This window comes from Yersinia canariae (assembly GCF_009831415.1).
GTDB lineage: Bacteria > Pseudomonadota > Gammaproteobacteria > Enterobacterales > Enterobacteriaceae > Yersinia > Yersinia canariae.
In genome coordinates, this window is sequence record NZ_CP043727.1 from 336841 (window position 1) to 349370 (window position 12530).

Here is a 12530-nt window from a genome sequence, read left to right on the forward strand (position 1 = left end):
ATGCAGGATTCTTTGCATTGGTTAGGTGCGCTGGGGCTGGCGATGGCCCGCCCTTATGGCATGTTATTGATATTACCTCTGTTTACGGCCCGAAGTTTGGGCAGTAGCTTGCTGCGCAACAGTGTGATTTTTGCTATCGCCTTGCCCGTCACGCCACTATTTTTCACCGCGTCATTAATGCATCACGATAATCTCACCAGCTGGTTCTGGGTGTTATGCATCGAGCTTATGATTGGGGTGATGATTGGTTTTGTCGCGGCATTGCCTTTTTGGGCTATTGATATGGCGGGCTTTCTGATTGACACCTTGCGCGGTGCCACCATGTCGACACTGTTTAACCCGAGTATGGGAATGGAATCGTCTATTTTTGGCGTGCTGTTTACGCAAATATTAACGGTTCTGTTTCTGATTTCCGGCGGCTTCAATCTGGTACTGTCGGCACTTTATGACTCTTATGACATCTTGCCCGCTGGCAGTGGCATCCAGCCCACATCGGCCATGCTGCAATTTCTGCAAAGTGAGTGGCATTTGATGTATGAACTCTGTCTGAGTTTTGCTTTACCCGCGATGCTGGTGATGGTTTTAGCCGATTTATCTTTAGGGCTAATCAATCGCTCTTCCCAACAACTGAATGTGTTCTTTTTGGCGATGCCTATCAAAAGTGCATTAGCCTTGTTTCTGTTACTAATTAGTCTGCCTTATGCATTGCATCACTATTTGGTCGGTATTAATCATACTGAGCAGAAAATAAGCACACTTATCCCTCTGATAAAAGGAGGCGATGTTGAGCAGCGAAAGTAGTGAAAAAAATGAAAAACCCACGGCCAAACGGCTGAGAGAAGCTCGGCAGAAAGGGCAGGTTATTAAAAGTGTCGAGATAACCTCTGGGGTGCAGTTGGTGGTGCTGGTGGCCTATTTTTTCCTGACGGGCACCAGTCTGACGGATCAGATTGGTGCTGTGATACGCAGTTCAATTAATCAAATACAACAACCTTTCACTCTGGCGCTGGCGCGTATAGGGTCAGAATGCATAGCGGTGCTCATTCATATCGTCGGAATATTGGGCGGCGCATTGATTTTAATGACAATTATTGCCGGTATTGCGCAGGTCGGGCCACTATTGGCGAGCAAGGCTGTGGAGTTTAAAGGCGAACACATCAATCCCATCAATAATGCCAAACAGCTTTTTTCATTACGCAGCTTGTTTGAGTTGAGTAAGTCATTACTGAAAGTGAGCGTGTTAACTCTGATTTTTGGTTATTTATTAGCACGATACGCCACTTCTTTTGGTTATTTGGCCTATTGCGGTAGCTACTGTGCTATCCCCGTATTTAGCACACTAATGGGTTGGCTGTTGGGCGCATTAATTATCTGCTATGTGGTTTTTTCCCTGCTGGATTATACCTTCCAGCGTTATAACACCATGAAACAACTCAAAATGTCTCATGAAGAGGTCAAGCGGGAACACAAAGATAGTGACGGGGACCCGCATATTAAGCAAAAACGGCGACAGTTACAGCAGGAGGTGCAAAGCGGCAGTTTCGCTAAAAATGTACAGCGCTCCACGGCGGTGGTGCGTAATCCCACCCATTTTGCCGTGTGTCTGTTTTATCACCCCGATGATGCCCCACTGCCGGTAGTCATTGAAAAAGGCAAAGGTGAGCGGGCTGCATTGATTATCAAATTAGCAGAGCAGCAGGGCATTCCCATTGTCGAAAATATTGCCGTGGCGCGGGCATTACACCGCGATGTGGTTTGCGGCGATACTATCCCTGAGCCGTTATTTGAGCCGGTTGCTGCTATTTTGCGTCTGGCTTTGGCGCTGGATTATCAATCCCCGGATGACGATTATCCCCCTCATTGATATTACTTTTAGTTAACATCTAATTTTCAATACGTTTCGCCTCCATTAACGAAATAATTAGCTTATTATATGTAGGTCTATTTTATCCGTCGCAACCAATGACACTGACTTGGTCTGTGACAACACGTATTTGGAGGTGTCAGTGTGAGCTGGCATATGTTTAAATCTCAATATTTGGTGCGCTTTTGGGCGCCACTGCCTGCCGTGATTGCTGCGGGTATCCTATCGACTTATTACTTTGGTTTGACGGGCACTTTTTGGGCGGTGACAGGGGAATTCACCCGTTGGGGGGGGCACCTGATGCAGTTGTTCGGCGCTCATCCGCAGGAGTGGGGTTATTTTAAAGTTATCGGGCTGGAGGGAACACCACTGGACCGTATCGACGGCATGATGATTATCGGTATGTTTGCCGGATGTATTGCTGCAGCACTGTGGGCTAATAATGTGAAACTGCGTAAACCTCAGCATGGTATTCGCATTGCCCAAGCGCTGGTCGGCGGCATTATCGCCGGTTTTGGTGCGCGCCTGGCCATGGGCTGCAATTTGGCGGCTTTCTTTACCGGTATTCCGCAGTTTTCATTGCATGCTTGGTTCTTTGCACTTGCGACGGCCGCGGGGTCCTATTTTGGGGCTAAATTTACGCTATTGCCGCTGTTTCGTATCCCGGTGAAATTACAAAAAGTGACTTCTGCTTCGCCGCTGACCCAGCATCCAGCCAGGGCTGCGCGCCGTTTCCGCCTGGGTATGGTGGTGTTTATTCTGGCATTAAGCTGGTCGTTAATTGAGTTGTTCCGCCACCCGAAACTGGGCATTGCCATGCTATGCGGGATTGGTTTTGGCTTGCTGATTGAGCGGGCGCAGATTTGCTTTACTTCCGCCTTTCGCGATTTGTGGATAACGGGCCGTACCCATATGGCGAAAGCAATTATTCTGGGGATGGCGGTCAGTGCTATCGGTATTTTCAGCTACGTGCAGTTGGGCGTGGCGCCCAAGATTTTGTGGGCCGGGCCAAACGCGGTGATTGGTGGTTTACTGTTTGGTTTTGGTATCGTCTTGGCCGGAGGTTGTGAAACAGGCTGGATGTATCGCGCGGTAGAAGGGCAAATTCACTATTGGTGGGTGGGGCTGGGGAATATTATTGGCGCGACTATTCTGGCCTACTATTGGGATGATTTTGCTCCAGCTTTGGCGACCAATTATGACAAAGTTAACCTATTGGAAACCTTCGGGCCTATTGGCGGATTACTGGTGACCTACCTGATGTTAGCTGCTGCCTTTGCAGCCATGCTGTGGTGGGAAAAACACTTCTTCCGCAAGCAGAAAGCGGCTGCATCCACTTTGGTTAAGGAGCCATCATGAGCCATTCTTCGTCAGCAGATAATTTAACAACTCCTACCGCTATTGTGCCCGATTATCGTTTGGATATGGTGGGCGAGCCCTGCCCATACCCAGCAGTCGCGACACTCGAAGCGATGCCACAATTGAAGCCGGGCGAAATTCTGGAAGTGATCAGTGATTGCCCGCAATCCATTAATAATATTCCGTTAGATGCCCGAAATTACGGCTATACGGTGTTGGATATTCAGCAAGATGGCCCGACCATTCGCTACCTGATTCAGCGCTGAAGTCGGCAATAAGATGGGAACTTTGCTTTGCTGGCTCAAGAAGAACAGCAAGTGAACGCCATCATCTTGAGCAGGTTAATATTTTAGCTGCGCAAGGGTTAGGGCGTCATCCGAAAATATTTAGCTTCAGTCCGGCAAAATAAGTTATTGAGAGCCATAGGTTTTATCGTATTGATATAACTTATGGCCCACTCAAGGTTAATTCTCTGTCGGTATCGTTTTGGTCGGTGTCGCGACTGTCAGAGACACACCTGCGGCCCGAAGTCGCTTTAATATACTGAATAATAACGAGCTTTTAGTATTACTCACCATGCGTGGGCTGGGCACCAAACCCGTGACACTGAGCACAATACCGTCCGGGCTTAACTGACTGAATTTTACCGAGGGAGCCGGGGTATCGAGTATGGATTCGTGCTCTTCATAAGCTTCTATCAGTAGCGTTTGTGCCAGTTCAACATCTAAATCCAGCGGGAATGTTAAAGCAATCGTGACCACCCCTTGCGCGTTAGCCATGGTGGCGTTACGTACATTCTGCGAAATTAATTGAGAGTTTGGCACGATAACTGTAGAGCGGTCAGCGAGTTGGATTTCGGTGGCGCGAACATTTATTCGGCGAATATCACCCTCCACACCACTAATACTGATTAAATCCCCGACCTTGACGGGCCGCTCGGTGAGCAAAATAATGCCGGAAATAAAGTTTTTCACAATTTCCTGCAAGCCGAAGCCAATACCTACCGACAGCGCGCTGACAATCCAGGCTAATTTATTCCACTGAATACCGAGCACTGATAAGGTCAGGAGAATCACCAGTACGTAACCAATATTACTGAACAGTGTGACTGCCGAGGTTTTTATACCAGAGTCCATCTGGGTTTTCGGTAGGAATTCATTACTGAGCCAGCGCCGTGCGGTATTTAGCGTATATAAGCCAACAAGTAAGCAAAGTGCAGCATTAAACAAATTTGTCGGGACGATATTTAATCTTTCCAGCCCTTCACCGCCTAAGAGTTCCACTGTTTTTTGCAACAGAGAAACTGGCGTGGTCGAGCCAAAAGTGCCATTAAATAGCGCGATAATAGCCAGTAATATCAGGGTGACTTTACTGGTCGCCGATAATAATGTTGCCGCTTGGGCCAGATGGCGATCATCGATATTTAGCGATTGCTTAATTGCTTTACCGGCACTGCTGGCCGGGGAAAAGAGACTTTCCGCTAAATCGACACAGAAATGAGTCAATAAATATAAGCAAGAGAGTACCAGGCAAACCCACACCAGTTTGTAACTTAAGAATTTTGCCAGTGCGATATAGCCGACTAATAATGACAGCAATATGGCTATTGCCGTAATACCGATAGCCAGATGAATCAATCCAGCTAATGTGGAGTAAGCTTCAGGTTTTTCGCCATTGACCATCAGATGACGCCGTATTCGGTTGGCGCGTAATGGGATAATCGCGGCCGTCAGCGCCACCAACAGGGCGGATATTCCATTGCCAAAAATGGTCCCCGATACGCTGATATTGATCATGTTATTCATTTGATCAATAGCACCAAAAATCATGATGCAGCTGGCTAATAGCGGAGGGAATAGCTTTAGTGACGCGGCGACTTCATCGGCAATGGCGGGTAAACGCCATGAGGGGCGCTGGTTGGATAAGAATGCTCGCCCGAGACCGGCGACTAACGCAGAGAAAAACATCAGTTGAACAAATGCCTGCGCAAAATTCATAACTAGTGGCGAGACATCGGGCGTGCGGGTGAATGTCTGGGTGATGAATTGCGCCATCGTGACGGTGATCAATACCGTGTAGAGGGTGGTTACTGAGGCCATAAAACTGCGGCGCAATGGGCCTTGGGGCAGGCATTTGGTACAGAACCAGGCGGTCAGATTGTCGAGCAACTTAAAACCAAAAGCGCCGATCAGCAGTGCCAGCAACAGGTATATTGCCGTGCCAGTGCGCCATTCGGGTTCCCAGGCGGCATGCCAGGCATCAGCCAGTTCTTGCACAAAATCCTTGAGCCGCTTGTCATCATCAACATTAGGGCTGACGATGGGTGCCCAAAATTTAGCCCCTAAAATACTGCCGGAATTTAAGGCTATTTGAGATTTCAGCGCAGTTCGCCGTAACGCGATAATTTGTGTTGCCAGGTTTTCCGCGTTGGCTTTGATGGCCTGAGCTTGATCATTCTGGCCCTCTAACTGGGCTTTACGGGTGTTTAGCGCTCGGCGTTGTTGAGCAACTATCGGGGTTTCTGCTAGCGTACCGGCGGCAGGAAGGGGGCCTAAAACATCCAATTGTGTTTGCAGTTGTTCTCGCTTGGGCTTCAAATCGGCGAGCAGGATGTCGACATCATGAACCAGCGCCAAGGCGGTATCATTCAGCGCACTTAACTGATTGTCAGATGTACTGACCGAGACACTCTGCTTTAGCTTATCCAACTGTTTTTGCAGGCTAATTAATTGTACTGATACCGCCGGTTTTGCCGGCTCCTCACTGCTTTCGGCTGTCGTCTCTGATGTTGTAGCCGCAAAGACAGTGCCCGTCGCTGAAATCGCTATTAGTGATGCATAAATAAGCGTGAGCAATAGATAGAGTCGGGGATAATCTCGACGCGAAACAAAATACCCATTGTTTTTCATAAAACTGGTTAGCCCGAAAGTGAATGCCACAATTAACCCATCAATTAGTGCAGTTGTACCTGCTTGACAGTTATTGTGGCACACCTTGCGAGTTACTGAATAATCTTACTCCGATAATCATCCCCATAAATTAAATACCAAAGATAATAATTATCATTGTAATTAGCACTCTCATTTAATAGATTGTGCGCTGCACTTATGGACTCACGATATGTGGTGTGCAGGCAAGAGTGTTTGCCAGACGAAAATAGCAAGGGACGCTGATAAATAACCATATACACCATCTGGGGAAGGTCATTATGTTCTCGGTTTTTATAATAAAGCGCTCTGCTATTTTATGTTCATTGGCTATGTTTATTCCATTAGCCTCCATGGCTGACGATACGATAGAAGTGACTGCCAAAGCAGGCCACGAAGCTGATTTACCCACCTTGGGTTACACAGCAAAAACCACCAAAGCGGCAACGAAAACCGATCAGCCGTTAATCCTGACTGCGCAAGCGGTATCAGTTATTACTCGCCAACAAATGGATGATCAAAACGTTGCGACAGTTAATCAGGCGCTGAATTACACTCCTGGCGTCTTCACCGGTTTTTCCGGCGGCGCAACCCGTTATGACACGATTGCCTTGCGCGGTTTTCATGGCGGGGATGTGAATAATACCTTCCTTGATGGGCTACGCTTACTCAGTGATGGCGGCAGTTACAATGTGTTGCAGGTTGACCCCTGGTTCCTTGAGCGTATTGATGTGATAAAAGGCCCATCTTCGGCGCTATACGGCCAAAGTATCCCCGGCGGCGTAGTGATGATGACGTCCAAACGACCTCAATTTACCCCTGAAGGCCATTTCCGCCTGACCGCCGGTAATAACAATACGCAAGTCGCTGCGTTTGATTATACCAATGCAATCTCAGAACATTGGGCATTTCGCCTAACGGGAATCACCCGTAATAGCGACACCATGTATGACCATCAACGCGAAGAGCGCTATGCAATTGCCCCATCATTATTGTGGCAACCAGATGAAAATACTTCGCTGTTATTGCGCGCCAATTTGCAAAAAGATCCCTCCGGTGGCTATCACAGTGCAGTTCCGGCGGATGGCAGTATTTATGGGCAAAAATTGAGTCGCAGCTTTTTTGATGGCGAAAGTAATCACAATGTATTTAAGCGCTGGCAGCAAATCTATGGTTATGAATTTGCACATAAATTTGATGATGTTTGGTCCTTCCGCCAGAATGCCAGCTATACCCATTCTAATACTCAGCTAGAGCAGGTTTATCAGGGCGGTTGGAATAGTGACCGTACTCTAATGAATCGTTATTATTCTGGTGAAGATTCTTCTCTCAATGCATTTGCTGTAGATAACCAACTGGAAGCTGATTTCGCCACGGCGGCGGTTGAACACAAAGTGTTACTGGGCTTTGACTTCCAGAAGTTCCGCAATAATCTGCGCAGTGATAGCGCTAATGCTACCACGCTGAACCCTTATACCGGTGTTTCTGGTGGTTCGACTTTATATAGCGATTATCTGCGCACCACCCCAGGTATTAACACATCTTATTTAAACCGCCGCTATGAGCAAAGCGGGGTTTATCTGCAAGATGAACTGACATTGGATAATTGGCATCTCAATTTATCCGGCCGATATGATCGGATGAAAACGGAAAATATTGATAAGACCGCCAACAGCACGGATGAGCGCACGGATAATCACGCCAGTGGGCGTGCGTCATTGCTGTATAGCTTCGATAGCGGTATTTCACCGTATGTGAGTTATAGCCAAGCTATCACGCCAAGTTTATTCCCAGATGCACAGCAAAAACTGCTGAAACCGATGACCAGCGAGCAGTATGAAGTGGGGATTAAATATCAGCCGCCAGGCAGCACTTCGCTCTATTCCGCCGCCTTATATGACCTGACCCAAAATGATGTGGCAAACCGTGCAGTTCCAGCGACTTACTATGTGCCAGCGGGTAAGGTGAATTCACAAGGGCTGGAATTGGAAGCTCGAAGCCAAATTAATGAGCGGCTGAGTGTGATTGCGGGCTATACCTATAATCGCGTGAAATTCAAAGATGCTATTGATGGAAATGATGGCAATACACCGGTATTAGCACCATCCAATATGGCTTCTCTGTGGGCGCAATATGAAGCGGGTTATGGCATCAATGTCGGTGCCGGCATCCGTTACATTGGCAAGCAGTGGGCTGATGATGCCAATACCGTGCGAGTGCCTTCTTACACGCTGGGTGATGCCTCTGTTCGCGCCGATTTAGGAACATGGGCAGCATCGTTGAAAGGCGCATTTGTTCAATTGAATGTGAATAATATTGCAGACAAAAAGTATGTCGCGGCCTGTTATAACACTTCCTATTGCTACTGGGGGGCAGAGCGCTCAGTACAAGCAACCGTAGGTTATGACTTCTAATGCATTAATATAAAACACTCATTACCCAGTTCACTTATATAGCTGGTTTATTATTAAAGACATCATTATTTATATTAAGTAATATAGATAGTGATGTTTTTATTTTCAATAAAAAATAAATAACAAAAAAACATACTAATTAAAAAATAATACTATAATTAGATTGATTGCAAATTTGTGATTTTTATATAAACAAAAAATTATCATATTAACTAATATCAAGCAAGCTCATTATTTTGTAAGTGATAAATTACATTCATTGGAGAGAAAAGATGATCGTGAAAATATTAAAACTGATTTCTAATTCTGAGGTGTTTTATGGTAAATGCTCAAGCAAAAGAGGGAGTGTTCGATGTTGATGCCATTCATAGGCAGTTCCCGATTCTTAAGCAACAGATAAATGGTTATCCATTAGTTTATTTAGATAATGCATCTTCCTGCCAAAAACCACAGGCAGTTATTGATGCAATAACAAAATGTTATAGTGAATATTATGCAAATGCACATAGGGGGGTCCACACACTCTCACAGCGCACAACGACAGCGCTGGAACAGGTTAGAGAACAAATACGTGTGTTTCTTAATGCTAAGTCGGTAGATGAAATAATTTTCACTCAAGGAACAACAGCCGCTATTAATTTAGTGGCGGCAAGTTGGGGGAAAAAATATTTGCATCCCGGTGATGAGATCTTGATTTCGGCTCTTGAGCATCACAGTAATATCGTCCCATGGCAACAACTATGCCGGGAGAGCGGAGCACGATTAAAAATTTTGCCGATAGATAAAAATGGAGTATTACAGACTGAGTTACTTGAACAATTATTGAGTCACCATACTCGGATTTTAGCACTTTCTCATGTCTCGAATGTGCTAGGTATAATCAATCCAGTTATGGCTATTATTCAGGCAGTAAGGGCATACGACAAAAGGCATCGCGACAAAAAAGAAGAAACCATTATATTGATTGATGGTGCTCAGGCTGTACCTCATATTGCGATTGATGTGCAAGAGTTAGACTCAGATTTTTATGTATTCTCTGGTCATAAACTTTATGGCCCTACGGGTATTGGTGTGTTGTATGGCCGCAGTAATATTCTGCGAAATATGCCGCCATGGCAATATGGTGGCGGAATGGTGGCAAATGTTAGCTTTGATCAGTCTACTTTTGTTACTCCTCCGCGGTGCTTTGAGGCTGGCACTGCAAATATTGCCGGTATCATCGGATTAGGTGCCGCTATTACTTGGCTGCAGGAACTGGGGATTAATGCTATTGCCCGGCATGGACAAGTATTGTTGGATTATGCTACCCAGCAACTTTCCTTATTGCCTTCTATTCATATATTAGGTCAATCACCAATAAAAGCCGCAGTAGTCAGTTTTATTGTAGACGGTATTCCCGCGAAAGTAGTTGGTCTGGCATTAGATAAGTCTGGAATTGCAGTACAGGTTGGCCGTCATTGTGCTCAACCATTAATGACTTTTTTTGGGGTGCAAGAGACTGTCAGAATTTCATTTGCAGTGTATAACACATTGCAAGATATTGATTTGTTTATATCTGCTCTAAATGAAATAGTGAAAAAATATTAATTTTCATTGTTACTTTCATGAAATATAGCTGGCTAATGCGAGAGGCATCCTATGGACATAGATTGGCAAGGTGCAAATGATATTAAAGAATTATATGGTGATTTAATTGAGGAGGAAATAAATAAAAAAACACAATATCGCGATGATAACTCTATACCTATTCCTAATGATGTAGCGAAAAAATTTGCTTCATTAGGGTTATTTACTTATATGTTGCCAAATAAATTTGGAGGTAAAAATCAAGGGGATGCTGTGTGGGGAAGTGTTTTAGAAAAAATAGGTTATTTATCCACTGATACCTCTTTTCCTCTTCTTATGTCCGTCAGAGTGTCATTTACTTCAGCCCTAATAGCAACAGAGAGAGAGGTTTTTATTGAAAAATATATTGGCCAGTTAATTGATGGGGATAAGTTTGGTTCCTTCGCTTATACCGAGAATGCTGATGCTTTTTCTTTCTTATCTAATGCTGTTTATTGCAAGAATATAGATGGTTATATTCTTAATGGTATTAAGCAGTATGTTACGGGTGGTGCTACTGCCGATCTTTTTCTGGTTTTTATTCGTAGCGAAAGCAGTGACCTACAAGTTTTTTTAGTTAAACGCAGTGATCCTGGAGTGGAGATTATTCCTAGACTTATGCACGGTATGCATTCACTGGGATTGGTACAACTGAATCTTAATAATGTAAAGCTTGATAAAAATCGCTTGCTGGTTGCTACTGATGGTCTTAGTTTTGTACAGCGCTATTTTCTCAATTGTCGCCGTCCATTACTGGTAATACTATTTTTAGGGCGAGCACGGGCCATTATTGAAGAGACGATAAGTTATTTACAAAGAACTATTCGTTACGATGAACCTCTTGTTGAAATGCAGCATGTGCAGGCTGCTATTGGGCGTATGACTATTGCGCTCGAAACGGCGCGAACGATGGTTTTCCATTCTCTGGAACGGCAGGCGAGAAAAGAGAGTGATCCATATTGGGACCCTATTTCTTCAGCCGCAAAACACTATGCGACTGAGCAAATAAACTTCATTGCGCTAATGGCGCTAAAACTCACCGGTGGCTGGGGATATACCGAAGAGAGTGGTTTAGGGCGTTCACATCGAGATTTTACCTCACTGCTGGCAGGGGCTGACCCACAGGAGAAGCTAGAAGTCGATCTGGGTCTTCGGGTTATTCATGAATTTGAGATGCTTGCACAACAAAAAATAGTGCAGGAGGATAAACATTATGAGATTTAAACTATCAGGCAATTTAGCCAAATTCACTAATTATAAGAAAGATTTACAAATTGATATTGACCAACCGAGCACTCTTACTGAGTTAATGACACGATTGATTTCACAGTGGCCGGAATTAAAAGAGGTTATCTATGATAAGGAATTAAAGTTTAAAAAGGGATATCTGGTTTCTTTGAATGGCCAAAAAATTAATCCAGATGAATTTCATGAGCCGATAAAAAATAATGACTGTGTTGATATTTTTACCGCTATTGCGGGAGGTTGATATGAACGAAGAACGCATGGTTAATATGACTTACCCCATTCATACGTGTGTATTTACCGCTCTGCAATTTCATGGGAGAGAGTTGCTGTCTTTGGCAGCGAGTAGTGAATGGCTATGGTTTGAATATTATTTAAATGTATCACTTCCTACACTGATACAAGAGTATCAACAGAGTATGGTAGTGACGGCTTTTGAAATTGAATATACTGCACCATTTGAATTCTTTGATGCTAATCAATTTACGGCAAGTGTGACTAAAGTTAGGGTTAGACAAAATGATAATATATTTGAGTTTCATTACGAATTTAGTGCCAATAATATTGTTTTTTCCCGTGTTATGATTTGTTTTCGTCTATTGTTATTATCCGGAGATGATGCACTTACCGCTGTGCCGGGTAAAGTAGATGAAAAGTTACTGCAACGGTTTTTGCCTGAAGAGATAGATTCATCCAATATTGTTCGAGCGGTGCCCAAGCTGCTAAATAAAATAGAAACTGAAGGGCTGCTTATTACTGAGAGTAACGACTTATTTACGCTTTATCGCCATCAGTGTGAAGTGGCGGACCAATGGAGTTTTATTGAATTACCCACTCTTGCCTCTGCCGGGCGTGAACGGCTAATTATTTCATTAGATGACGATCCGGCTGAACTCCGTCGCACTATGGAGAAGCCCATTAAGAGCATTGTTGCGAAGCTGAGCTGCCCATTCTTTTTGTTTGATGAAGGTAGAGTAAGAACGCGAGCTTATTTATTGAATAAACAGCCCATCTTTGTTCATCATGTTTTTAATGTTAGCCGTGCTGATACTTTGGCCGCTATTGTCATAGAAAGTTTTTAACCTGGATAAGTCATGGATAACTGACTATTAAATA

At 44.6% G+C, this 12530-nt stretch carries 10 protein-coding genes; 9 read left to right on the forward strand and 1 reads right to left on the reverse strand.

Annotation, left to right across the window (positions count from 1 at the left end; translation table 11 throughout):
* The 4 genes from F0T03_RS01565 (at position 1) to yedF (ending at position 3489) form a co-directional block, all read left to right on the forward strand.
* Positions 1 to 801, forward strand: coding sequence for an EscT/YscT/HrcT family type III secretion system export apparatus protein (locus tag F0T03_RS01565; RefSeq protein ID WP_159677107.1), 801 nt, complete (start codon positions 1 to 3; stop codon positions 799 to 801).
* Positions 782 to 1864, forward strand: a complete 1083-nt coding sequence (locus F0T03_RS01570; protein WP_159677108.1) for an EscU/YscU/HrcU family type III secretion system export apparatus switch protein — start codon at positions 782 to 784, stop codon at positions 1862 to 1864. The genes F0T03_RS01565 and F0T03_RS01570 overlap by 20 nt, the downstream gene beginning before the upstream one ends.
* 144 nt (positions 1865 to 2008) lie before the next feature.
* On the forward strand, positions 2009 to 3223 hold the full coding sequence (gene yedE / locus F0T03_RS01575; RefSeq protein WP_159677109.1) for a selenium metabolism membrane protein YedE/FdhT: 1215 nt from the start codon (positions 2009 to 2011) through the stop codon (positions 3221 to 3223).
* Positions 3220 to 3489, forward strand: coding sequence for a sulfurtransferase-like selenium metabolism protein YedF (gene yedF / locus F0T03_RS01580; RefSeq protein WP_145555871.1), 270 nt, complete (start codon positions 3220 to 3222; stop codon positions 3487 to 3489). The genes yedE and yedF overlap by 4 nt, the downstream gene beginning before the upstream one ends.
* A gap of 198 nt (positions 3490 to 3687) precedes the next feature.
* Here the strand turns inward: yedF and F0T03_RS01585 are convergent, their stop codons facing one another.
* Positions 3688 to 6162 carry a DUF3772 domain-containing protein gene (locus F0T03_RS01585; protein WP_162526857.1) on the reverse strand — a complete coding sequence of 825 codons (2475 nt, stop codon included), beginning with the start codon at positions 6160 to 6162 and terminating at the stop codon, positions 3688 to 3690.
* Positions 6163 to 6431: 269 nt separating this feature from the next.
* On the opposite strand from F0T03_RS01585, the gene F0T03_RS01590 reads away from it, so the two are divergent.
* The 5 genes from F0T03_RS01590 to F0T03_RS01610 all read left to right on the forward strand — a co-directional run bounded on the left by F0T03_RS01590 (position 6432) and on the right by F0T03_RS01610 (position 12496).
* Complete coding sequence (locus F0T03_RS01590; protein WP_159677111.1) at positions 6432 to 8564, forward strand: TonB-dependent siderophore receptor; 2133 nt, start codon at positions 6432 to 6434, stop codon at positions 8562 to 8564.
* 318 nt (positions 8565 to 8882) lie between these two features.
* Positions 8883 to 10151, forward strand: coding sequence for an aminotransferase class V-fold PLP-dependent enzyme (locus F0T03_RS01595; protein ID WP_159677112.1), 1269 nt, complete (start codon positions 8883 to 8885; stop codon positions 10149 to 10151).
* Positions 10152 to 10202: 51 nt separating this feature from the next.
* Positions 10203 to 11393: an acyl-CoA dehydrogenase family protein gene (locus F0T03_RS01600; protein ID WP_159677113.1), complete on the forward strand. Its 1191-nt coding sequence runs from the start codon at positions 10203 to 10205 to the stop codon at positions 11391 to 11393.
* Positions 11383 to 11658 carry a MoaD/ThiS family protein gene (locus F0T03_RS01605; RefSeq protein WP_159677114.1) on the forward strand — a complete coding sequence of 92 codons (276 nt, stop codon included), beginning with the start codon at positions 11383 to 11385 and terminating at the stop codon, positions 11656 to 11658. The genes F0T03_RS01600 and F0T03_RS01605 overlap by 11 nt, the downstream gene beginning before the upstream one ends.
* 1 nt (position 11659) lies before the next feature.
* Positions 11660 to 12496, forward strand: coding sequence for a hypothetical protein (locus F0T03_RS01610; RefSeq protein ID WP_159677115.1), 837 nt, complete (start codon positions 11660 to 11662; stop codon positions 12494 to 12496).
* The last annotated feature ends 34 nt before the right edge of the window (positions 12497 to 12530 follow it).

Coding starts and splice junctions, on each gene's coding strand:
- F0T03_RS01565 (WP_159677107.1), top strand. CDS start 1: ATGCAGGATTCTTTGCATTGGTTAGGTGCGCTGGGGCTGGCGATGGCC.
- F0T03_RS01570 (WP_159677108.1), top strand. CDS start 782: ATGTTGAGCAGCGAAAGTAGTGAAAAAAATGAAAAACCCACGGCCAAA.
- yedF (WP_145555871.1), top strand. CDS start 3,220: ATGAGCCATTCTTCGTCAGCAGATAATTTAACAACTCCTACCGCTATT.
- F0T03_RS01590 (WP_159677111.1), top strand. CDS start 6,432: ATGTTCTCGGTTTTTATAATAAAGCGCTCTGCTATTTTATGTTCATTG.
- F0T03_RS01595 (WP_159677112.1), top strand. CDS start 8,883: ATGGTAAATGCTCAAGCAAAAGAGGGAGTGTTCGATGTTGATGCCATT.
- F0T03_RS01600 (WP_159677113.1), top strand. CDS start 10,203: ATGGACATAGATTGGCAAGGTGCAAATGATATTAAAGAATTATATGGT.
- F0T03_RS01605 (WP_159677114.1), top strand. CDS start 11,383: ATGAGATTTAAACTATCAGGCAATTTAGCCAAATTCACTAATTATAAG.
- F0T03_RS01610 (WP_159677115.1), top strand. CDS start 11,660: ATGAACGAAGAACGCATGGTTAATATGACTTACCCCATTCATACGTGT.